At 65.5% G+C, this 21,825-nt stretch carries 21 protein-coding genes; 6 read left to right on the forward strand and 15 right to left on the reverse strand.

The window, feature by feature from the left end:
- Positions 1-68 precede the first annotated feature (68 nt).
- From J2X67_RS18665 to fhuF, 5 genes are all read right to left on the reverse strand, one after another.
- Positions 69-2,279 carry a TonB-dependent siderophore receptor gene (locus tag J2X67_RS18665; RefSeq protein WP_309955179.1) on the reverse strand — a complete coding sequence of 737 codons (2,211 nt, stop codon included), beginning with the start codon at positions 2,277-2,279 and terminating at the stop codon, positions 69-71.
- A 169-nt stretch (positions 2,280-2,448) separates the two neighbouring features.
- Positions 2,449-3,783 (reverse strand): lysine N(6)-hydroxylase/L-ornithine N(5)-oxygenase family protein, encoded by a 1,335-nt coding sequence (locus J2X67_RS18670; protein WP_309955181.1) that lies wholly within the window; start codon positions 3,781-3,783, stop codon positions 2,449-2,451.
- A 12-nt stretch (positions 3,784-3,795) separates the two neighbouring features.
- Positions 3,796-4,848 (reverse strand): GNAT family N-acetyltransferase, encoded by a 1,053-nt coding sequence (locus J2X67_RS18675; RefSeq protein ID WP_309955183.1) that lies wholly within the window; start codon positions 4,846-4,848, stop codon positions 3,796-3,798.
- Positions 4,845-5,696, reverse strand: a complete 852-nt coding sequence (locus J2X67_RS18680; protein WP_309955186.1) for a formyltransferase family protein — start codon at positions 5,694-5,696, stop codon at positions 4,845-4,847. Before J2X67_RS18680 ends, J2X67_RS18675 begins: the two co-directional genes overlap by 4 nt.
- Before the next feature lie 49 nt (positions 5,697-5,745).
- Positions 5,746-6,474, reverse strand: a complete 729-nt coding sequence (fhuF, locus tag J2X67_RS18685; protein WP_309955188.1) for a siderophore-iron reductase FhuF — start codon at positions 6,472-6,474, stop codon at positions 5,746-5,748.
- A gap of 182 nt (positions 6,475-6,656) precedes the next feature.
- Here fhuF and J2X67_RS18690 point away from each other — a divergent pair, with 182 nt between their 5' ends.
- Entirely contained in the window at positions 6,657-8,348 is a 1,692-nt protein-coding gene (locus tag J2X67_RS18690; protein WP_309955190.1) for a cyclic peptide export ABC transporter, read from the forward strand.
- A 9-nt stretch (positions 8,349-8,357) separates the two neighbouring features.
- A complete protein-coding gene (locus J2X67_RS18695) occupies positions 8,358-8,603 on the forward strand; it encodes a hypothetical protein (RefSeq protein WP_309955193.1) in 246 nt (81 codons plus the stop codon).
- 16 nt (positions 8,604-8,619) lie between these two features.
- On the opposite strand, the gene J2X67_RS18700 is transcribed toward J2X67_RS18695, so the two are convergent.
- From J2X67_RS18700 to J2X67_RS18720, 5 genes are all read right to left on the reverse strand, one after another.
- Positions 8,620-8,835: an iron dicitrate transport regulator FecR gene (locus J2X67_RS18700; RefSeq protein ID WP_309955195.1), complete on the reverse strand. Its 216-nt coding sequence runs from the start codon at positions 8,833-8,835 to the stop codon at positions 8,620-8,622.
- A gap of 10 nt (positions 8,836-8,845) precedes the next feature.
- Positions 8,846-9,460 (reverse strand): RNA polymerase sigma factor, encoded by a 615-nt coding sequence (locus J2X67_RS18705; protein WP_309955197.1) that lies wholly within the window; start codon positions 9,458-9,460, stop codon positions 8,846-8,848.
- 242 nt (positions 9,461-9,702) lie between these two features.
- On the reverse strand, positions 9,703-10,407 hold the full coding sequence (locus tag J2X67_RS18710; protein WP_309955199.1) for a glutathione S-transferase N-terminal domain-containing protein: 705 nt from the start codon (positions 10,405-10,407) through the stop codon (positions 9,703-9,705).
- 58 nt (positions 10,408-10,465) lie between these two features.
- A complete protein-coding gene (locus J2X67_RS18715; RefSeq protein WP_309955201.1) occupies positions 10,466-11,353 on the reverse strand; it encodes a PhnD/SsuA/transferrin family substrate-binding protein in 888 nt (295 codons plus the stop codon).
- Positions 11,354-11,460: 107 nt separating this feature from the next.
- Positions 11,461-12,300 carry a hypothetical protein gene (locus J2X67_RS18720; protein WP_309955203.1) on the reverse strand — a complete coding sequence of 280 codons (840 nt, stop codon included), beginning with the start codon at positions 12,298-12,300 and terminating at the stop codon, positions 11,461-11,463.
- Positions 12,301-12,511: 211 nt separating this feature from the next.
- Between J2X67_RS18720 and J2X67_RS18725 the strand changes: the two genes are divergently transcribed.
- A complete protein-coding gene (locus J2X67_RS18725) occupies positions 12,512-13,165 on the forward strand; it encodes a DUF1345 domain-containing protein (protein ID WP_309955206.1) in 654 nt (217 codons plus the stop codon).
- Here J2X67_RS18725 and J2X67_RS18730 read toward each other — a convergent pair.
- The 3 genes from J2X67_RS18730 to J2X67_RS18740 are packed head-to-tail and all read right to left on the reverse strand — an operon-like array spanning position 13,140 to position 16,259.
- Positions 13,140-14,108 carry a DMT family transporter gene (locus J2X67_RS18730; protein WP_309955207.1) on the reverse strand — a complete coding sequence of 323 codons (969 nt, stop codon included), beginning with the start codon at positions 14,106-14,108 and terminating at the stop codon, positions 13,140-13,142. The genes J2X67_RS18725 and J2X67_RS18730 overlap by 26 nt on opposite strands.
- Positions 14,109-14,153: 45 nt before the next feature.
- Positions 14,154-14,648 (reverse strand): methylated-DNA--[protein]-cysteine S-methyltransferase, encoded by a 495-nt coding sequence (locus J2X67_RS18735; RefSeq protein ID WP_309955210.1) that lies wholly within the window; start codon positions 14,646-14,648, stop codon positions 14,154-14,156.
- 6 nt (positions 14,649-14,654) lie between these two features.
- Positions 14,655-16,259 (reverse strand): Ada metal-binding domain-containing protein, encoded by a 1,605-nt coding sequence (locus tag J2X67_RS18740; RefSeq protein WP_309955212.1) that lies wholly within the window; start codon positions 16,257-16,259, stop codon positions 14,655-14,657.
- 111 nt (positions 16,260-16,370) lie between these two features.
- Here J2X67_RS18740 and J2X67_RS18745 point away from each other — a divergent pair, with 111 nt between their 5' ends.
- The 3 genes from J2X67_RS18745 (at position 16,371) to J2X67_RS18755 (ending at position 19,855) form a co-directional block, all read left to right on the forward strand.
- Positions 16,371-17,753: a phosphomannomutase/phosphoglucomutase gene (locus tag J2X67_RS18745; protein ID WP_309955214.1), complete on the forward strand. Its 1,383-nt coding sequence runs from the start codon at positions 16,371-16,373 to the stop codon at positions 17,751-17,753.
- A gap of 5 nt (positions 17,754-17,758) precedes the next feature.
- Positions 17,759-19,135, forward strand: coding sequence for a 3-deoxy-D-manno-octulosonic acid transferase (locus tag J2X67_RS18750; RefSeq protein WP_309955217.1), 1,377 nt, complete (start codon positions 17,759-17,761; stop codon positions 19,133-19,135).
- 225 nt (positions 19,136-19,360) lie between these two features.
- The gene (locus J2X67_RS18755) at positions 19,361-19,855 is read left to right on the forward strand and encodes a hypothetical protein (RefSeq protein WP_309955219.1); all 495 of its coding nucleotides are present in this window, start codon (positions 19,361-19,363) and stop codon (positions 19,853-19,855) included.
- A gap of 55 nt (positions 19,856-19,910) precedes the next feature.
- On the opposite strand, the gene J2X67_RS18760 is transcribed toward J2X67_RS18755, so the two are convergent.
- Both J2X67_RS18760 and J2X67_RS18765 read right to left on the reverse strand, forming a co-directional pair.
- Positions 19,911-21,464, reverse strand: a complete 1,554-nt coding sequence (locus J2X67_RS18760; RefSeq protein WP_309955221.1) for a TolC family outer membrane protein — start codon at positions 21,462-21,464, stop codon at positions 19,911-19,913.
- Positions 21,465-21,485: 21 nt separating this feature from the next.
- Positions 21,486-21,824 (reverse strand): rhodanese-like domain-containing protein, encoded by a 339-nt coding sequence (locus J2X67_RS18765; protein WP_309955223.1) that lies wholly within the window; start codon positions 21,822-21,824, stop codon positions 21,486-21,488.
- Between the last annotated feature and the right edge of the window lies 1 nt (position 21,825).

Genomic DNA, 21,825 nt, shown 5'->3' on the forward strand with positions numbered 1-21,825 from the left:
GAGCAGCCGCACAAAAAAGGCCGGATGCCCGCGAGGGCATCCGGCCTTTGCCTGTTGGGCCGCCGCGCTTACCAGCGGTAGGTGGCCGTTGCCACCGCCGTGCGCTGCGTGCCCAGGTAGCAGTAGCCGTACGCGCAGTTGGCAACGTAGGTCTTGTTGGTCAGGTTGCGCAGGTTGAGCGCCAGCGTCCAGCGGTCGATGTCGTAGCCGATCATGGCGTCCAGCAGCGTGTACGAAGGCACCTTGGCCGGCGCGACGACTTCCGCGTCGCCGCGGGTCGAGCCGTTGAAGCGCACGCCCGCGCCCACCTTCAGGCCGTTGCTGAAGCGGTAGTCCGCCCACACCGACAGGCGGTTACGCGGAACGGACATCGCCTGCTTGCCGATCTCATCGGCGCGGCTGCTGGCCGTGACGATGGCGCGCGGCGTGTAGGCGTAGGAGGCCGTGAGGTTCAGGCGCGGCATGAGCTCGGTGGTGGCTTCGAGCTCGAGGCCCCGCACCGAGATCTCGCCGGTCTGCTTGGGCATGAAGGTCGCGTCGTACGTGATGTAGTTCTTGCGGCGCAGGTCGAAGATGGCCGCGCTGTACAGCGACTTGCCGCCCGGCGGCTGGTAGCGGATGCCGGCTTCGTACTGGCGGCCGCTTTCAGGCTTGAAAGGCGTGCGGGTGGCGGGGTCGAGCGCACCGATGGGGGCGAACGATTCGGAGTAGCTGAGGTAGGGCGCCAGGCCGTTCGGTGCCAGGTAGACCAGGCCCGCGCGCTTGGTGAACTTGTGCTCCGAAATGCGCTGCGTGGAGCCGTCGAGGCGGCTGTAGTTGGTGCTCTGCGCCGTGTCGTAGCGGCCGCCGATCGTGAGCGACCAGCGGTCGCCCCACTTGATCTGGTCCTGCAGGTAGATGCCGGTCTGCGCGAGCCGGTTCACGCCGTTGACGTAGGGCTGCGGAATGTCGATGGTGCCGCCGTACACGGGTGCGTAGATGTCGAGCAGCGGTGCGCCGAAGCCGCTGCTGTAGGTGTACTGGTCGATGCGGGTGCGCTGGTAGTCCAGGCCCACCAGCACCTTGTGGCGCCAGTCGCCCGAGCGCAGGTCGGCCTGCAGCTGGTTGTCCATGGTGACGGACGATGTGCTTTCCTGGCTGCCGAAGACACCGCGGTTCAGGTAGCGGTAGTTCTCCGTGCTCAGCGCATTGGCCGGATCCATGGGAACGAAGCTGGGCGCCTGCAGGGCGCGGTAGTCGACCTCGAGCTTGCCGTAGCGCAGCTTCTGGCGCACGGTGAAGGTGTCGTTGAAGCGATGCTCGAGCTGGTAGCCGATCATCTTCTGGTCCTGGTTGAAGTGATCGAAGTTGGGATCACCCGCGTTCAGGTCGTCGGGAATGTAGGTGCCGATGCGCGTCGGCGTGAGCGAACCGGCCGCGGGGCGAATGCGGGTGTAGCTGCCCGCGCGGTTCTTCTGGTACTGGGCCAGCAGCGTGAAGGTGGTGTCGCTCGAGGGCTTCCAGGTGATCGAGGGGGCGATGTAGGTGCGGTCGTCGCGCGAGCTGCCGCCGGGCAACTGGGCATCGCGCAGTACCCCGGTAATGCGGTAGAGCACCTTGCCTTCGGCGTCGAGCGCGCCCGAGAAATCGCCGGCCACCTGGCGGCGGGCATCGTTGCCGTACTGCAGCTGGATCTCGCGCACGGGCTCTGCCGTAGGCAGCTTGCTCGCAATGTTGACCACGCCGCCCGGGCTTGCCATGCCATAGAGCACCGAGGTGGGGCCGCGCAGCACTTCGATGCGTTCGCTGCCGTAGTTCTCGGTTTTCCACAGGCCCCAGGTGCCGTTGTTGCGCAGCGGCAGGCCGTCCAGGTAGAAGCCCGGCGCATAGCCGTCGAAGCCGCGGATCGAGATCCAGTCGTAGCGCGAATCGGCGCCGAAGGGCGAGATGCTCACGCCCGGGGTGTAGCCGAGCGCGTCCTTCACCGTGGTGGCGCCGATGGCGTCCATGCGGTCGGCCGTGATGACCGAGATCGATTGCGGCGTCTCGACGATCGGCGTGTCCGTCTTGCTGCCGGCCGTGCTGCGCTTGGCAAGGTAGCCGTTGACGCGGCCGGTGGCAGATTCTTCCGTGTCGGCATTCACCGTGATGGCGGGCAGGGTCGGATCGCCGGCGCGCGGCTGTTGCTGTTGCTGCCCAGTGGCCTGCGCCAGGGCGCTCACGCTGCAAAGGGAAAAGGCCGTTCCGAAGGCCGTGGCGAGTGCGGCGTTCAATAGACGTTGACGGGGCAGGGGACGCATAAGGTTGATACTCCAGGTGCTTGAATACGGCGGTTCACGTTGCGACGCCCAAGGCCGGCCGGTTTCGGCACCTTGGCGCTTTCATACATGAGACGTTTGGCTTAAAAAAAAGGAGACAGCAGGCTGTCTCCTTTTTCTTCTTGCGCCCCCAGGGGGCCGGAGGGCACGCCTAGGCCTGCACCGGCTGCCGCTCGTGGCGCGGGCTGTTTGCAGCGTTCACTGCGGTGGCGGCCACGGGTGCGCCGGCCGGAATCGCCTTGAGCAGGGCATTGCCGATCTCGCCCGTGCGCACCGAGGTGACTGACAGCAGGGTGTCGCTCAGCCCGTGCGACGACTCGCAGGCGCCCTGCAGGAAGATGGCAGGATGAAAGTCGGGCGTGCTGCCCACGCGGTAGTGGCGGTCGACCGAAAAGTCGCCCAGGTAGGGTGCGAGAGGCGTCAGCAGCGCCTTGTGCTGCTCGCGGCCGTAGCCGGTGGCCAGCACCACGGCGTCGTAGCGCAGGGTGTTTTCCTGGCCGGTGTTCTGGTCGTGCAGGCTCAGGTGAACGCCATCCGCTGCCGCATGCACACCGCGAATCTCGTGCCGGCGCAGGAAGCGCATGCGCTCTTCGCCGCGTACCTTCTGCTCGTAGAACATCTTGAAGATCTGCTGGATCAGGTCGAGGTCGGCCACCGCATAGTTGGTGTGGCCGAACTCGTCGATAAGCGCGGCGCGTTCGTCCTCGGGCCGGCTGTAGATGTAGTCGGTGAACTCGACGTTGAACACCTCGTTCACGAAGGGGCTGTCGTCGGACGGGCGAATCGAGCGGGCCCGCATGATGAGGTCGACCTGCGGTGCATGCGGGCGGCCCTGCAGGTCCATGAAGATCTCCGCCGCGCTCTGGCCCGCGCCCACGATGGCGATCTTTGCAGCGTCGGGCAGGCGGGCCATGTCCCGCAGGTAGCTGCTCGAATGGAACACGCGCGGGTCGTTCCTGAGTGCGCGAAATCCGTCCGGAATGTTGGGCATGCCGCCAATGCTCACGACCAGGTTGCGCGCAAGGCGCTCGGTCACATGGCCGGCACCGTCGCGCGAGCGCACGCGCAGCAGCGAGACCTCGCCGCCGTGGCCTTCTTTTTCGGGCAGCACTTCGAACACTTCTTCGCCGTAGACGCAGGCATCTTCGAACTGCGACGCGGCCCAGCCCAGGTAATCGTTGAACTCGTGCCGGCTCGGAAAGAAGGTCTTCAGGTTGATGAAGTCCTGCAGCCGCTTCTTTTCATGCAAGTAGTTGATAAAGGTGAAGCGGCTGGTGGGGTTGCGCAGCGTTGCAAGGTCCTTCATGAACGAGATCTGCATGTGCGCCTGGTCGAGCATCATGTCCCTGTGCCAGGCGAAGCCGGCCTGCTTCTCGATGAACATCGCATCGACGCGGCGGCCGTCGCGGCGGTTCTCGTCCAGCGCAATGGCCAGTGCGATGTTCGAAGGGCCGAAGCCGATACCGATGAGGTCGTGAATCACCATGGCGGATTTCCTTTACGCAGAATGTTGGGCAGGCGTGGCGGCGCCGTCGCTGCGGGGCAGCCAGAGGGCGTCGGTGAAGTAGCGTTCGCGCAGCATCACGACCAGCAGCGCGCGCTTGTGCGGCAGGTCGAACTCCTTCACCTTGGCGTAGCCGGACTTGTCGAGATTGCGGATCTGCTGCAGGTGGTCGATGCGCGGCTCGCCCACGGCACGCCGGGTGCGTGGGTCGCACAAGAAGATGTAGTGCGAGATGGAGGTGAGCCATGCGGTGGCAAAGGCCTTGCCGCGAAACGCGGGCTCGCCGATGAGCACGTGCCAGCCGCGGTCGTAGTCGTCCACGTCGTAGAAGGGCGCAATGCGGCTCTCCTTGGCCCAGTACATCTCGAAGTAGCCAAAGGGCTCGCCGTCGAGGCAAGCAATCATCGAATACATGTGCGGATCGCGGTCGATGGCCGAGAGGTACTGGCGGTGCTTGTCCAGGTCGCCTTCTTCCTCCCAGATCACAGCCACGTCGGGGTCGTTCATCCAGCGGTTGAACATCGGAAGGTCGGCCTCGAAGTCGAGGCTGCGAAACGAAAAGGTCTTGCCCAGCCAGGGAATGAAGCGCTGGTAGAGCACGCCGCGCGGCTTGGGCGGGCGCACGGGGTGGCGCTTGCCGTTGGTCAGTGCGTATTGCAGCGCCATGGGCGGGTGCACTGCGGGCAGCCACAGCGAAGGCTGCTGCCACAGCATGTCGCGGCAGGCGAGGGCTTGGCCGCCCTCGGCTTGCAGCAGCACGCCGGCCTGCAGGAGTGCTGCTGCCGGCTGGCTTGGCGCAACGCACAGGGCCTTGCGGGCAGGGTGGTATTCGAACGCGCCTTCCAGGGCAGCCAGCAAATGGGCCGTGGATGCATTGCTGCCGTCCACCCACTGGAGCACGGGGTCCGAAGCACCGGCGTTGCCCTGGCTGATCTTCCAGAGCGAGCGCGATTCGTCCTGCGTGTTGCGCACGCTGAGCGTGTCGCCTTCGCGCGTGATGGCGTGCGGCATGCCGCACGCATAGGAGACATGGGGAGTGGCCGTCATGCGGTTCTTTCGGTGAGCGGTTGCCGTTGGCCCGCAAGCAGGGCCAGGCCCTCGTGCAGGGCGGGAAAGAGGCTGTGGTTGAAGTTGTTCCAGCGCAGCTCGAGGATGGTGTCCTCCGGGTCGATGGTGGTGCGCAGCGCGTCGTGGATCACCTCGCCGGAGTCGATGCCGTTGTCCACATAGTGAAGCGAGGCGCCTGTCTTGTAGAGCGGCGGCACAGGCACGCTTTCCATCGTTTGCCAGTTCACGATCTTGCGGCCCTGCGCGCCGTGCAGCGCATCGAGCGTTGCGTAGGCACCGCGACGCTCGTAGGGCGATTCGATGCGGGTGATGCCTGGGTGAATGTTGACGATCTTGCGGTGGAACGGCGCACCGGGGCGCACCAGTTCGTCCAGGATGACGAGCAGGCCGTCGAGCACGACGATGTCGGCCTGCAGCGTCAGCAGCTTGTCGAGCAGGGTGCGCTCGAAGCGGCTCTTGCCGGCGGGGCGGTCGGCTGAATCGAGCGGCAGCCGCCGGTATTCGGATGGCACCGAATGAAAGATGTCCGTGAGCTGCCTGCCCTGCGTCGTCAAGCCCGCCGGAAAAATCCATTTCTTTTCGGGCTGGCAAGAAAAGCCGTAGTCCTGCAGCGCGGCCTGGTCTTTCGGCGAGCGCGGATCGTCGTCGATGACGATGCCTTCGAGCGAATAGGCGTCTCCCAGCGGCGTTTCGTCGAGCGCCTTGGCCAGGTACTCGAGCGGAGAGGCCATGTAGCGCTGCCCGCCCTTGTACGCAATGTGCTGGCCGGCCTTGTCGGCGGCGGCGTTTCTCAAAGACAGGATATAGACGAGCTTGGCCTTGGGCATAGGTGTGCGATGGATGGATAGATGAATGACGGAATGGCCCGCAATCTGTTCACCCGAGGCCGCGATGCTCCGGCGCGAGCGGGCAGGCGTTGCAGTGGTGCTCGTTAGGCAACAGGTAGTTGAGGCAGCACTCGCGATGCAGCTTGACGGGGTGGTTGCGTTCGCGGCCGTGAAGCGGGTTGGGGCGACGTTCGTTCGGCCACGTGGCGCTGTGAAGCAGCTGTTGCCGGTCGCGCAAGATCGACGGTGCCCCTCCGGTTGCGGCCAGCGCCACGTCGAACACCGGCTCCATGAGGCGCACGGTGTTGCTCCAGAGAATCTTCGGCGCAAGCCGCGTCGTTGCCGCGAGCGCTTCGAAAAGCGGCGCAAGGTGCAGCCATAGCAGCGGTGCGTAGCGCTCTGCGGTGCCGGCCCCGCGGTGCGTCTTGCCCATGTGCCGGATGTGAAAGCCGAGAGGTCCGCCGTGTGCGTCGAGCCGCACCCATGTGTGCTCCGCCGCAACCGGAAACACGTGCTGCAGCATGCTGGCCGCGGCCATCACGGGCGGCAGCAGCATTGCGATGTATTCGAGGCTCCATGCGGATGCGACGGCGCGCAAGTCTGCACCGGTAACGCCGCGGTAGCGCGCATTGCGCTGCAGCACATCGGGAAGCAACGCGGGCGATTGCGCAAGGTCTGCAATGCACAGCGCGCCGGGCGGCACGGCGTCGGCGCATTGCAGCTTTTCGCCATGCACGGCCAGCTCGCCTGGGAACAGGGGCTCCAGCAGCGGGATCACGGGTCGGCCGTCGGCAAGGTCATTTCTTCAAGACGGATTTGCAGGGCAACTGTTCATGGCCGCGCGCTGAACATTGCCGCGGCTCAGCCGTCTAGGCAGTAGGTGGCACGAAGCCGCCGGGGCTGTGCCGGGCGGCATGGTCGTTTCCACGCTGTCGCCCCCGGGGCGGAAAGAGCCTTTGCATGACAACTACCACCGCAGGCAACGGCGCCGAGATAGGGCGCCTGCTGAAACCGTTTCTTCCCTGGATATCGTTGTCGCTGGTGACGGGCGTTGGCGCCGGTGCCGCCACGGTCGCGCTGCTGGGTACCATCAACCGGGTGCTCAACCAGCCGGGCGGGCTGGCCGGCGGCCTGCTGCTGACTTTCGTGGGCCTGTGCGGCGTGGCGCTCTTCGGGCGCATGGCGTCGGACGTGTCGACCAACTTCGTCGGCCAGCGGCTGGTGGCCCAGGTGCGAAAAAGCCTGGCGCAAAAGGTTCTCTCGGCACCCATCGACGCACTGGAGCGCTACCGCACCCACCGCCTGATGCCTGTGCTCTCGCAAGACGTGGACATGATCAGCGACGTTGCGTTTGCGCTTTCAGGCACGCTGATTGCGCTTGCGGTCGCGCTGGGCTGCCTGAGCTATCTGGCGTTTCTTTCGCTGCCGCTGTTCGGCCTGATGCTTGTGGCGCTCGTGATCGGCATCAGCGTGCAACTCATGGCGCAAATTCGAGGTGAAGCCGGTTTCTGGAAGGCGCGCGAGCAGGAAGACCAGTTGCACAAGGCCTACCGCGCGATCAGCGAGGGCGCCAAGGAATTGCGCATGCATCGCACGCGGCGCACGCGCATGTTCGCGGGGCAGATCGAGCGCATTGTCGACACCATTCGGGTAGTGAACGGGCGCGCGATCAACACCTATGTGATTGCCACTGCCTTCGGCTCGGCGCTGTTTTTTCTGCTGATTGCGCTGATTCTTGGTTGGGCGGCATTCCGCACGACCGAGCCCGCGGTGGTGAGCGGCTTTGTGCTGGTGCTGCTTTTTCTCAAGGGCCCTCTGGACCAGATTGCACTTACCTTGCCCGGCGTGGGCCGCGCCAAGGTTGCGTTCCAGCGCATTGGCGATTTGTCGGCGCGCTTTGCCACGCCGGAGCCGCACCTGCACCTGGAGCGCGCGTCGAACGGCGTCATCCTGAAGAACGAAATCGGCATGCGCGGCGTGCGCTATGCGTTCGATGCGCCCGAAGGTGGCGAGGCCTTTGCACTCGGGCCCATCGACCTGAAACTCCGGCGCGGCGAAATGGTGTTTGTGGTGGGCGACAACGGCTCCGGCAAGACCACGCTCATCAAGCTGCTGCTCGGCCTGTATGCGCCGCAGGCGGGCGATGTGCTGATCGACGGCTCGGTGGTCAAGCCCGAAGGCCGCGACGACTACCGCCAGCTTTTCACCACGGTGTTCTCCGACTTCTATCTGTTTGAAGACCTTGTGGCCGGTGAAGAAAGTGAAGGCGGCGCGGGCATGGAAGTGCTGCCCGAGACGGCATTGCCCTACCTGGAGCGGCTGGAGATTGCGCACAAGGTGAGCCTGAAGAACGGCGCGTTCAGCACCACCGATCTCTCGACCGGGCAGCGCAAGCGGCTGGCGCTGGTGCACGCCTACCTCGAAGGGCGCCCGGTGCTGGTGTTCGATGAATGGGCCGCCGACCAGGACCCGACCTTCCGCCATCTTTTCTACACCGAGCTGCTGCCCGAGCTGCGCGCCAAGGGCCACCTGCTGGTGGTGATCTCGCACGACGACCGCTACTTTCACCTGGCCGACCGCGTCATCACCATGCAGGCGGGCAAGATCGTCGAGGACAAGGTACGCGAATCGCAGGAAAGCCTCGCAGCGTGAAGGAGGGCAATGAAAGACAAGACGACCCGGCCGACCGGCGACGACCCGGCCTTCGACGTCGCCTGGACGCTCTTCTGCACGCTGCATGATTCGCCCTCGCCCGAGCGGGCCGAAGAGCTCATACGCTGGCTCGGCGTGAACCCCGGCAATATCTGCGCGCTGGACGATGTGCTGACACTGTGGGCGCTTACCGGCGCCGCGCTGATCAAGCCTTCGATGCAAGAGGCGCTTCGCGAAGAAGGGCGCCTGCAGTGAGGCGCGCGCGGCAGCGCTACTTTTGCAGGTTGCGCAGTTCCGCCGCAATGCCGCCGAGTGCGTCCCAGCGCCGCCGCGCTTCTTGCGCCGCGGCCGCATGTTCGGCCGACCGGCTGCGCCAGCGGCTCAGGGCCAGGCGCGCGGCAACGGCGGCATCTTGCGGCGCGCTTTCGCTTTCAACGATGAGCGCGAGCGCGCGTTCGATGAGCTTTTCTTCCGGCGCGCTTGCCACGTTGCGGCGCTCAGGCGAAGTCTTCGGCCAGCTTGGCGTCGAAGCCCGCGCGGTTCGAGACGGTGGTCTGTTCGACCAGTTCCGAGCGCAGCGCGGCAAACACGCGGGAGCAGTCGATGGCGGCGCGCAGCAGGTGCTTGGCCACGGCCATTTCAGAGATGCCGAGCTGCTGCGCAATTTCGGCGCGGGTGTGGCCGTAGGCGCGAAACAGCAGGAACACTTCACGCCGCCGGGGCGGCAGCGTTTCGAGCGTTTCGACCACCCGTGCAAGCACCTGCTGCTGCGACGCGATGTACTCGCAAGAGGGCGCCGTCTGGCGCGAGCCCACGCTGAAATGCGTGCTGACCCAGTCTTGTGCCACCTTGCGGTGGCGCGCATCGTCCACGCACAGGTTGCGCGCGACGCGAAACAGCAGGGCGCGCGGCGATTCGATGCCCGCCTGCTGCGCACCGCCGGCGGCCGTATCTACCCGGATGTCCTTGTTCAGCTTGAGCGCGTGCGCATACACCCGCTCGAAGCTGGACTGCGCGATGTCCGCGGCGTAGTGCGGATCCCGCAGGTCGCGCGTCAGCTGCCGGCGCAAGTCAGCATAGTGAGCCAGCAGTTCCTGGACGAGGTCGCGCATCCGATTGCCTTCTCGCAAGCATTCGCAGTGATGGTGGTTCCCGGGCCGGTCACCGGCTTCAGTGCGAAGGGCGACTCGGATGGTTGAATAAGAATTATTCTTATTGAAGTGTAACCTTAACCGCAGCTGAACGACGCGCGTTAAAGGTTTGGGAACCCGAGATGCGTGCCTGAAAGAGACACTTGCTCCGAAAATGAATAGTTCTGTTTTCGGAGTGGGCGGCGGACGCGCCGCCCCTTCGATCAGCCGCGCTTGGGAATGCCCAGGCCGCGCACGACGGCGGGCCGCGCCACGAAGGTTTCGAGCACGCGGGCCACGTTCTTGAAGTCGCTGAAGCCCACCAGGTCGCCTGCCTCGTAGAAGCCGATCAGGTTGCGCACCCACGGGAAGATGGCGATGTCGGCAATGGTGTAGCTGTTGCCCATGACCCAGTCGCGCCCCTCGAGCCGTTTGTCGAGCACGCCGAGCAGCCGCTTCGATTCAGCCACGTAGCGGTCGCGCGGGCGCTTGTCTTCGTAGTCCTTGCCCGCGAACTTGTTGAAGAAGCCGAGCTGGCCGAACATGGGGCCGATGCCGCCCATCTGGAACATGACCCACTGGATCGTTTCGTAGCGGCCCGCGGCATCTTGCGGAATGAGCTGGCCGGTCTTGTCGGCCAGGTACAGAAGAATGGCGCCCGACTCGAACAGCGCGAGCGGCTTGCCGCCGGGGCCGTCGGGATCGAGAACGGCGGGAATCTTGTTGTTCGGATTGAGCGACAGGAATTCCGGCGACATCTGGTCGCCGGTTTCAAAGCTCACCAGGTGCGGCTCGTAGGGCAGCCCGGTTTCTTCCAGCATGATCGACACCTTGACGCCGTTGGGCGTGGGCAGCGAATACAACTGCAGCCGGTCAGGTTGGCGCGCAGGCCACTTCTTGGTAATGGGAAAGCTGGAAAGATCGTGCATGGGGCAATTCTGAAAGAGCGGAAAAGGAGCGGGGCCAGAGCGCCGCGCCCGCTGGTTTTCAGATGCCCAGCCAGGTGAGCAAGGCTGCTTCGACCTCGGCCGACGGCGCGACAAAGCCAGTGTAGGTGGAGGTTGCAAGCGCCCGCTTGCCCGCATCGCTTTGTGCGAGCCCCAGCAGGGCTTCTCGCGCGGCGGCCACGGTGGCCGCATCGAGCTTGCGCGAAGCGAGCCATTGCTTGATGGGCACCGCGCGCGATTCGGCGCACACGTTGCCCCCGCCGTCCGTCCAGGTCTTGATCACACCCGAAGCGGCGGTAGCGCCATAGGCCGCAAACCCGTTCTTCACGTAGAAGGGCACGGCGTCCTGGTAGCGCGTGTTGGTGAGTTTCAGCGCGGCGGGCTGCAAGCCGTGCTCGCGCAGCATGGCACGCGTGATCACGGAGGTGATCGAATCGGGGTCGGGCATCACGAGGCCCTTGCCGGCAATGCCCTTCCAGTCGGAGATGGGTTGCGGCTCCTTGCACAGCAGCGACACCTTGTACGCGGTGAAGCCGGTTGTCCAAGCCAGTGCCTGGTAGCGGCCGCTCTTGACGGCTTCGAGCGCCACGTGGGCCGGGTGGATGAAGGCGAAATCGACCTGCTGTTCCTTCAAGGCTTCGCGCGCGCCGTTGTAAGAAATCAACACCTTGATGGTCACCGGCTGCTTCAGCGCCTTGCTCAGCACCTCGGCAATGGGCTCGAAGCGCGGTGCGATCTGGCTTTCGGTGACCTGGTAGCTCACGCCTTCGGTCACCCCGATGACCAGCGCATGCGCCGGTGCGCCCGCCGCCAGCAGCAGCGCCGCCGCAGAGACGGCGAGGCCAATCGAGCGTGGCTTGCCAGTGCGGCGCGCGGTGGCGGCGCGCCCATCGGGTTGGTCGGAGCGGGGTGTGGCTGGGGTGTACATCAAAAGATCATAGGGGGCCGTGGCGTGGCCGCCGATGATCGCAAGCACCTATGCGCGCGGCGCCCCGGCCATGGCATGCATGGCAAGGAGGCGGCCGCGGAGCGGTTTCAGAACCGCGCCTTGAGGAAGGCAGACGGCCCGTGCAGCTTGACCTTGACGCGCGTTTCCGCAGTGCTGCTTTCGCGTGCCAGGTCGATGTTTGTGACACCGTAGGCGAGCACCAGGCCGACGTTCTTCACCGGGAACCATTCCACGCCCGCGCTGGCGTTGTAGATGTTGCCGTGAAAGCGGCCGCCGCCCTTGCGCACGCCGGAGAGGTCTGCAAACAGGCGCAGGTCGGGGTTGATGGCGTGCCGCACGCCAACTTCGAGCAGGGGCGCAATGGCGTCGTCGCTCGCATCTTCGTTCAACTGGCCGATGCGCCCGTTGACTGCCACGTTGGCGTTTGCGCCCACATTGATGCGGTAGTAGGCCGCGCCGGCGCCAAGGCCGAACACCGTGTTGCCCGTGCCCAGCCACCACTTGTACGAGAGCTTGGCAAAGTCGAGCTTCACGTTGAGGTTGGCGTTGCCGAGGGCGTTGAAGGTGCCGAAGCCGCCGAGCGATTCGCTGCCTCCTGCCTGGCCGAAGTAGTCGCGCTTGTAGCGGTAGTAGTCGAAAGAAACGCCATGGTTGTCGCCGATGAGAAGGTCGGCAGTCACGCGCGGCATGGTCACGCGGCCGGGCTCGAGGTCGCGTGTTCGCAGCGCGCCGTAGGGCGAACTCACCGACGCGTTGAATTTGGGATCGGCGCTGAATGCTCCTACCGAAAAACTGAACCGGTCCAACGCGGGCGATGGGTCTGCCCAGGCGGTTGCATGGGCAAAGAGCAAACCGGCACCGGCCAATGTACCCAGCGTCGTCATTCTGGCGGCATTGGCGAGCGGGCGGGAGCGAGGCAGCAGCATGAAAGGTCCTTGAAAAGGCAAAAAAAATGCCTCGGGCCCGACACGCAATTTTTATGCGCGCGGTGCTTCCGGGCGGGGCTCCCTTTTGATGACCGACAAGTTAATAGTGCGCACGCCAAATCTCCATGCGCTGATCGCCGCAGTGCTTGTAGGACGGCGCCCATGCACATGTGGTGCACGCCTGAAAAAGTACTCAAGGTAAGCTTTGAACATGCGCAAACACCTCTCGACCACCACTGGTCCACAGCGTCTTCTCTACGGCGGAGTAGCGGGGCTTGCGGTCGCAGCAATCCCATGGCCGATCGACGCAATGGCGCGCGGCCTTGCGGGCTGGTGCGTGAACGCCGCGGTCTACCTTGTGCTGACGTGGTGGCTGGCGCATACCTTCGATGCACAACGAACCCGTGAGCGTGCGCAAGCGCTGGACCAACCCAACATGGTGATCCTGGTGTCGATGCTGGTCGCAATTGGTGCGAGCGTGGTTGCCATTGCAATGCTGCTTCAGCAGGTCAAGCTGCTGAGCGGGCCGGCGCGCACCGGGCACATTGCGCTGGGGCTCGTGGCGCTGGTGGGCTCGTGGCTCATGATGCACACGATCTACGCCTTTCACTACGCGCACCGTTACTACATCGACCAGCGGGACGGCTCGCCCGATGGCGGCCTGGATTTTCCGGGCAAGGACGAGCCGGATTACTTCGACTTCTTGTACTACGCCTATGTGGTCGGCATGACCTCGCAGGTGTCCGACGTGCAGGCCACATCGCGCGAGATGCGGCGCATCACGCTGATGCACAGCGTGCTCGCCTTCGGCTTCAACATGCTGGTGCTTGCGCTGTCGGTCAACGTGGTCGCGGCGGCGATGTAGCCGCTGCCGAGCCGGCGCCCGGCCACAGCTTGACGAGGCCCGTGGAAAGGGCCACGCCGCACACGATGACGGCCGCGCAGATCAGCATCCACTGCGTGATGTTCTCGCCGAGGAACACCGCACCGTAGAACACGGCAAAGACCGGCACGAGGAAGGTCACGGTCAGCGCGCGCGCCGGACCGGCATTGGCGATGAGCCGGAAGAACAGGATGTAGGCCAGGCCGGTACACGCAATGCCCAGCGCCAGCAACGCAAGCCATGCGCGCAGGCTTGGCATTTGCGTCGGCCAGAACCACAGTGCCGGAAGCGCAAGGAACAGCGTGGCGCCAATCTGGCTTCCGGTGGCCGTGGCCAGTGCAGGCACGCCGCCGAGGTAGCGCCGCGTGGCGCTGGCTGCCACGCCATAGCTCGCGCAGGCGCCAAGGCAGGCCAGCACCGCCCACAGCGCGGCGTTGCCGCCCGCATCGGCATGCAGGCCCGCGCTGCGGCTTGCGAGCATGGCAACGCCTGCAAAGCCGATGATCAGCCCGACGATGCGCGAGCCATCGGGCCGGTCGCGAAACCAGGCCCACGCCACCAGCGCGCCGAACATCGGCACGGTGGCGTTGATGACCGCGGCCAGGCCGCTATTGATGGTGAGCAGTGCAAAACAGAACAGCGCGAACGGAATGCCGGAGTTCAGCACGCCAATGGCCATCGATGCCTTCCAGTGCTGTGCAAGCGCCGCGCCGTGACCGCGCATGAAGAGCAGCGGCAGCAGGAAAATCGTGGCAACGCCGACGCGCACCGCAGCCGCAGGCAAGGCGCCGAACTCGGCCGCGCCGATGCGCATGAAAAGAAACGACGCCCCCCAGAGCGCCCCCAGCAGCACGAGATCGATGAGCCATGCCTTGGGCTTTGGTGAGTCGGTGGCTGCGGTGTTGTCTTTTGTTGTTGTAGTCATACGTTCGCTTGCGTTCTCTTGATGTGCGCGCCCGGCGGGCCGGGTTTATTTCGATTCGAGTTCCAGCAAGGCGGTCTTGCGGTGAAGCCCGCCAGCGTAACCGGTCAGTGACCCGTTTGCACCAAGCACGCGATGGCAGGGCACGATCACGCTGATCGGGTTGCGGCCCACGGCGGCGCCCACCGCGCGCACTGCGGTCGGGTTGCCCACGTTTGCGCTCAGCGCGCCGTAGGTCATCGTCTTGCCCGCGGGTATGGCAAGCAGCGCCTGCCATACGCTCTGCTGGAAAGCGGTGCCGTGCGACAGATCGAGCTTCACGTCGAAGGTGTCGCGCTTTCCGGCAAAGTAGTCGCGCAGTTGCGCCCCGGCTTCGACCAGCGCGGGATGATCGTCTTTGGTCTGCCAGCCGGTGGTGTCGGGCCAATGGCGTTGCTGGTCGAACCAGACGCCCGCCAGTCCTTCGTCGGTGGCTGCCATGGTGATGCCGCCGAGCGGCGTATCGATGTGCGATGTGTAGATGGCTTTGGTCTTGAACTTCATGACATTTCAGGCGGAAGCGCCTGCCGTTGCGATGTTGCTGGAAGAAGGTTGTGCCCCGGGCGATGCCGCAGCCGTGGCGCTTGCCGATGCAGGCGAAGGCGCGTGCCATGCACGCAGCACCGCGTAGCTGCGCCAGGGTCGCCACGCCTGCGATGCCTCGCTGGCTGCGCGTGCGGTCGTTACGCCCAATGCTTTTTGCAGTGCGACGTCTCCGGCCGGAAACGCGTCGGGCCAGCGCAGTGCGCGCATGGCGATGTACTGCGCGGTCCAGGCGCCGATGCCGGGGAGCTCTTGCAGTGCGGCAATGGTCGAAGGCACGTCGGCGCCTGCATGCAGTGCCAGCTTGCCGGCCGCCACTTCGCGGGCAATGGCCTGCAGTGCGGCTTGCCGCTGGCGCACGATGCCAAGCTGCCCAAGTGCATCTCCGCTTGCGGCCGCCACTGCCGCCGGCGTGGGAAACAGCCGGTCGAGCCCTTCGATAGGCGTCGCGATGGGTTCGCCGAATGCCGCCACCAGCCGCGAGCCGAGCGTTCGCGCCGCGGCCACCGTGATCTGCTGGCCGAGCACCGCGCGCACCGCGAGTTCGAAACCGTCGACGGTGCCCGGCACACGCAGCCCGTCGCCGTGCGGAAAGGCGTCGTGCAGCGCGGCGTTGATGGCCATCGGCTCGGCATCGAGGTCGAGCATGGCCCGGGCGCGGCTGATCACGATGGGCAGCACCGCTGCGAGCGAATCGCTGACCGAGAGCAGCATTTGCTCGCGCTCCATGTCGAAACGCAATTGCAGCCATCCGGCATGCGTTTGCGTGCCTTGCTGCACGCGCAGGGTGCGGGCCAGCTGCACAAAAGTCGGCGTGCTGCCCTTGGCGGGCTCCTTGCCGTCGGCCGTGAAAGCGACCTCGACGCCCCGCAGCGCACGCCGCGCAAAGAAGCCGAGCATTGCGTTCACGTCGTACGGCGGGCGAAACCCCAGGCGCACTTCGATGGCCTTTGCTTCACCGCCCTCTGTACCGCCCGCACGCCGCAGCGCACTGGGGTTGAGGCCGTAGTGCTCCAGAAAAGCGGCGTTGAAGCGGCGAACGCTCGCAAAGCCGCTGGCAAGTGCCACCTGGGTCATCGGCAGGCGGGTATCGGCAATCAGCTGCTTGGCTGCAAGCAGGCGGCGCGTTTGCAGGTATTGCAGGGGCGAGACGCCGAACTGCGCTTCGAAGATGCGCCGCAAGTGCCGGTCGCTCACGCCGAGCCGTGCCGCAATCTGTGCGGCGCCCGGGCCGTCTTCAGCCCATGCATCGGGTTCGTCGATGAGGCGCGCGGCCTGCAGCGCCAGAATGCGCGAGGCATCTTCGGTGGACCAGCTTGCCGCGCGCGGCGCCAGTTCGGGCCGGCAGCGCAGGCAAGGACGAAAGCCTTCGGCCTCGGCCTGCGCCGCATGGCGAAAGAACCGGCAGTTCTCGCGGCGGGGCAGTTTCACGCGGCAGACCGGCCTGCAATAGATGCCGGTGGAGGTCACCGCCGTGAAGAACGTGCCGTCGAAGCGGGCATCGTGCGTCTTCATTGCCAGGTAGCAGGCGTCGCTCTCGAGCACTTCGGTGGAGGCATGTGTGGAAGGCATGGACAAATGATACGGTTTCGACTCGTTTCAACTGGCCGTTTTCGGACATGTGGGCACCAGGCCGCTTGCCTACAATGGCTCGGTCTTTAGAACTACAGGGAATGCCTTCTCATGCAACTCAGTGCGTCGATTTTCAAGGCCTACGACATTCGCGGCGTGGTGCCCGTCACGCTCGATGCCGATGTCGCCGAAGCGCTTGGCCGGGCTTTCGGCAGCGCCGCCCGCGCCGCCGGTGAAAAAACCGTGGCCGTGGGCCGCGACGGCCGCCTGTCGGGGCCTGCGCTCGCCGAAGCACTGATCAAGGGCCTTGTTGCCACCGGCATCGAGGTCATCAACGTTGGCGCCGTGACAACGCCCATGCTGTACTTTGCGGCGCACACGCTGTCGAGCAGCGGCATCCAGGTGACCGGCAGCCACAACCCGAAGGACTACAACGGCTTCAAGATGGTGCTGGCAGGGCGCGCCATCTACGGCGACGAGATCCAGGGCCTGCGCAAGGTGATGGAAGAAGGCACGGCAAAGCTCGCACCGGGCGGCAGCGTGCGCAATGTCGACGTGACCGAGGCTTACGTAAAGCGCATCGTCGGCGACATCAAGCTTGCACGGCCGCTCAAGATCGTGGTCGATTCTGGCAACGGCATTGCGGGCGCTTCGGCCCCCGCGATCTTCCGCGCCATCGGCTGCGAAGTGACCGAGCTGTTCAGCGAGGTCGACGGCGACTTTCCCAACCACCACCCCGATCCGAGCCGGCCCGAAAACCTGAAAGACCTGATGGCCGCACTGGCCACGGGCGACGCCGAGCTGGGCCTGGCCTTCGATGGCGATGGCGACCGGCTGGGCATCGTCACCAAAGACGGCCAGAACATCTTTCCCGATCGCCAGATGCAGCTCTTTGCACAAGACGTGCTTTCGCGCGTGCCGGGCGGCACCATCGTGTACGACGTGAAGTGCTCGCAGCGCCTCGGCCCGGCCATCGAAGCCGCGGGCGGCAAGCCAATGATCTTCAAGACCGGCCATTCGCTCATCAAGGCCAAGATGAAGGAAATCGATTCGCCGCTCGGCGGCGAAATGAGCGGCCATATCTTCTTCAAGGAGCGCTGGTTCGGCTTTGACGACGGCACCTATGCGGGCTGCCGCCTGCTCGAGATATTGAGCAAGACGCCGAACGCGAGCGACACGCTCAACGCGCTGCCCACGAGCTTCTCGACGCCCGAACTCAACGTGAAGTGCGCCGAAGGCGAGCCGCATGCGGTGGTCGAAAAGCTGGTTGCAGGTGCGAGCTTCGCGGCGCCTGCAGTGGTGTCGACCATCGACGGCCTGCGTGTGGATTGGCCCGACGGCTTTGGCCTGATTCGCGCATCCAACACCACGCCGGTGCTGGTGCTGCGCTTCGAAGGCCAGACCGATGCGGCGCTCAAGCGTATCGAAGCCGAAATGCTCGCGCTCCTCAGAACCGTCAAGGCCGACGCGACGCTGGCCGAAGCGTCGCACTGAACCCCGTGCGTTCGCTGCTGCTGCGCCTGTACGGCGTCTTCACCACCGTTGTGCAACCGCTGGTTCGCCGCAAGCTGCGGCGCCGCGCGGTGGCCGAGCCGGGCTATGGCGTGGCCGTGGAAGAACGCTTCGGCTACTACGACGATGCAACCACCGGCGAAGGCCAGTGCTGGGTGCATGCGGTTTCGCTCGGCGAAACTCGGGCGGCCGCCATCCTGATTGCCGAGTTGCGGCGGCAGTATCCGGGCATACCCATCTTGCTTACGCACGGCACCGCCACCGGCCGCGAAGAGGGCGCCAAGCTGCTGGAGCCGGGCGACACGCAGGTGTGGCAGCCGTGGGACATGCCGGGCGCGGTGGCGCGCTTTCTCGATCGCTTTCAGCCCCGCATCGGTGTGCTGATGGAAACCGAGGTCTGGCCTGAAATGGCCGCCGCGTGCGCCGAGCGCCGCATTCCGCTGGTGCTTGCCAACGCGCGGCTCAACGAAAAGTCGCTGGCTGCGGCCGAGCGCCTGGCTTGGCTCGCACGGCCCGCGTACTCGGCGCTGGCCGCCGTGTGGGCGCAAACCGAAGCCGACGCGCACCGGCTGGTGTCGCTTGGCGCCAAGGTGGCCGGCATCTACGGCAATCTCAAGTTCGATGCCTCGCCCGATGCGCGCCAGCTTTCGGCTGCCGTTGCGCTGCGCGAGCGCCTGCCGCGGCCCATGGTGGTGCTTGCGAGCTCGCGCGACGGCGAGGAGCGCATGCTGCTCGAGGTGCTCAAGCGCTTCGGCGCCACATCGCCCGTGCCGCCTGAACAGGGCGCGGTCCGGTCGATTGCCAAGCGCGTGCACGAAGTGCAATGGATGATCGTGCCGCGCCATCCGCAGCGCTTTGACGAAGTGGCCGCGCTGATCGAATCGCAAGGCTTTGCCGTGGCGCGCCGCAGCGCGGCCGGCGAGCCGACCGACGCAGAAATCTGGCTTGGCGATTCGCTCGGCGAAATGGCGCTTTACTACGGCCTGGCCGACGTCGCGTTGCTGGGTGGAAGCTTCGAGCCGCTGGGCGGCCAGAACCTCATCGAGCCCGCGGCATGCGGTTGCCCTGTGGTCATGGGCCCCTCGACATTCAACTTTGCCGAAGCCGCGCAGCTTTCGCTTGCGGCGGGTGCTTCGCTCCGCGTCGAGAACATGGAGCAGGCCGTGACCGCGGCGCTCAAGCTGGTCGAAAACCCCGAACGGCGCGCTGCCATGGCGCAAGCTGCGTTGGCGTTTTCGTCGTCCAACCGCGGGGCGGCCGAACGCACTGCCGCGGCGGTGCTGGCCATTGCGCAAGCAGCGGACCCAGTGGCCACCGAAAGTGCGCCCCTGGAAGACTCCAGGGCGGAGCCGACGCTGGAGTGACCTGGCGGTGGCCAGTCGTCGGTATCTGCCAAAAACTTACGATTGTTCTCGTAGTGCCGGAAGCCATGGCTTCGTGAAATAAACCCGAGGGCTCGGGAGCGATGCTTCGCACAATCGGAGATCGTGATCACCCAGGGGCCGGCAGTGAAGAGAAAAATCGTTGTGACTGGTAAACCGCCAGCACCGGGAAGGCAACTGCCCGTTCTTTCCAGCGGCACCACGAGCTTGATCGCCGCGGTACTGCTCGGTTGCTTCTCGATCTCTCCGGCGTCGGCACAAGAAGCGCCGGAACCAGGCACGCTGCACCGCCTGGCGGTTCAATCCGGCATTGGCAAGTGTCTCAACGCCGTGCGCCAGGTCGGACCGTTCATTGCGGGGCCCGAGGGCTCGTACGCGGTTCTTTCGATGAGCCACCCGGTAGCGCCCGACGCCAGCGCGTGGAGCGTGTCGATGGAGCGCGCCCACGACGATGTTTCCGACGTGGTGTCGGCCACCTTCGCCCCAACGGTCAGGGGCGGCTGCGATGTCGTCTACGAGGTCGTGCAGACATGGCGGATGTCATGCCAGGACTATGCGCTGAAGGCCGGGGCCGCAAGCACCGGCTTTCCCGTCATCGGCCAGCGCATAGGGGTGCTGATAGGAGCGGCGACGCGGCATGTGTACCTGATGCGAACCGCAGGCGGGTGCACCAGCATCACCAAGGAATACCTGCTTCTCTGAAGAAGCTGAAAAACGAGCCACGCGGGCACCATGCCGGCGCGCGCCGCGCGTTCTTCTAGCGCACCGGCGGGTTCAGGATGACCGGTGGCGGCGGTGCCGAAGGCATTGTCGGCGCGGGCGGATTGAACGGCGGCACCGGCACAGGCGGCACCACCGGAATGCTCGGCGGGGTCACCGGTACCACCGCCGAAGGCGTCGTCTGCGGGCGCTCGCCGGTCGAAGGCTGCAAAAGCTGCGATCCCGTGGTTCCGTTCTTCGCCAGCGTCGCGTTGATCGCATTCATGTCGTCCACCGTCAGCGTGCCATTGGCCTGGCGCAGCTTCAGGTTGCCCAGCAGCACGTTGTAGCGCGCCTGTGCAAGGTCGCGCTTGGTCTGGTACAGCTGGCTTTGCGAATTGAGCACGTCGATGTTGATGCGCACGCCCACCTGGTAGCCGAGCCGGTTGGCGTCGAGCGCGCTCTGGCTCGAGGCCTCGGCGGCTTCGAGTGCCTTGACCTGCCCCGCGCCGGACACCAGCCCGAGGTAGGCCGCGCGGGTGGCCTGCGCCACGCTGCGGCGGGTGCCTTCGAGCACGCTGCGCGACTGGTCTTCAAGCGCCAGCGTTTCCTTGATGCGGTTCTCGGTGGCAAAGCCTGCGAAGAGGGGCATGTTGAACACCACCCCCACCGAGGCGGCATCGATGCGCGTGCCCACCGTGCTGGTGCTGGTGCCTTGCGGATTGCGTGTGATGTTGTAGCCCAGGTTGGCGTCCAGCGTGGGCTTGTGGCCGGCTTCAGCCTTGCGGATTTCGAGGCCGGCCACATCAAGGCCGAGCCGCGCCTGGCGAATAGAGGGATGCGCGTCTTCAGCCTGCGCAACCCATGCGTCGATGTTTGCCGGCATGGCTGTTGGCAGCACCACGGGCTGCGCCAGGGGAACCGGCACGCTGCCGGGCCTGCCGACGAGCTGGTCGAGCACCACCTTCTTCACCTGCAGGTCGTTCTCTGCGGCAATTTCTTGTGCAATGACGAGGTCATAGCGCGCCTGCGCTTCGCGCGTGTCGGTGATGGTGGAGGTGCCAACTTCGAAGTTGCGCCTGGCCGATGCGAGCTGCTCGGCCACGGCCACCTTCTGCGCGCGCACCAGCGTCAGGCTGTCCTGGCTGGCGAGCACGTCGAAATATGCCTGGCTCACGCGAACGATCAGGTCTTGTTCGGCCGCGGTGAGTACGGCCTCGGCAATTTCGGCCTGGCGCTTGCCCTGTTCGTAGGTTGCCCAGTTGGCGGGCCGGTAGATCGGCTGCGTGGCGTTGATGCCAATGTTCTGCGTGGTGAAGTCGCGGGGCGTGCTTGTGCCGCGGCCCGGCCCGGTGAGGGTGTCGATGTCGAGGTTGTTGCGCGTGACGCCGGCCGTGAGCCCCACCGCGGGAAGAATGCCCGCCTTGGCCTGCGCGGCACGCGCCACGTTTGCGTCGTACTGGGCTCGCGCACCCTGGTAGGTGGCGTCGAAGCCGCGTGCGGATTCGTAGAGTTCGTTCAGTGTCTGGCCTTGGGCCGGCAGTGCTAGCAGGGTGGCAAAGAGACTTGCGAGCGCTGCGGAAAGAGGCAAAAGCCTGGGCCTGGAAGGCATTGAACGTCCTTGAAGAAAGAATCAGTAGCGCGGCACGGCGGGATCGTGCTGTGCGGACCAGGCGTCGATGCCGCCGGCCACATTGGCAAGCTCGGCAAAGCCGTTCTGGCTCAGGAAGGCCGCCACGCGCTGGCTGCGCGCGCCGTGATGGCACAGGCATGCAATGCGCTGGCCCTCGTCGAGTTCGGAAAGCCGGCCCGGGATTTCGTTCATCGGGATGGCAATCAGCGTGAAGCCCTGCGGCGCAACGCTCGCCGTCTGCAGTTCCCAGGGTTCGCGCACGTCGAGCAGCACGGGCGCCGCATCGGGGTTCTGGGCAAACCAGGCTGCAAGATCGGCGGGGCGGACTTGATCGATCATT

Origin of the sequence: Variovorax sp. 3319, assembly GCF_031456585.1 — a bacterium.
Classification (GTDB): domain Bacteria; phylum Pseudomonadota; class Gammaproteobacteria; order Burkholderiales; family Burkholderiaceae_C; genus Variovorax; species Variovorax paradoxus_P.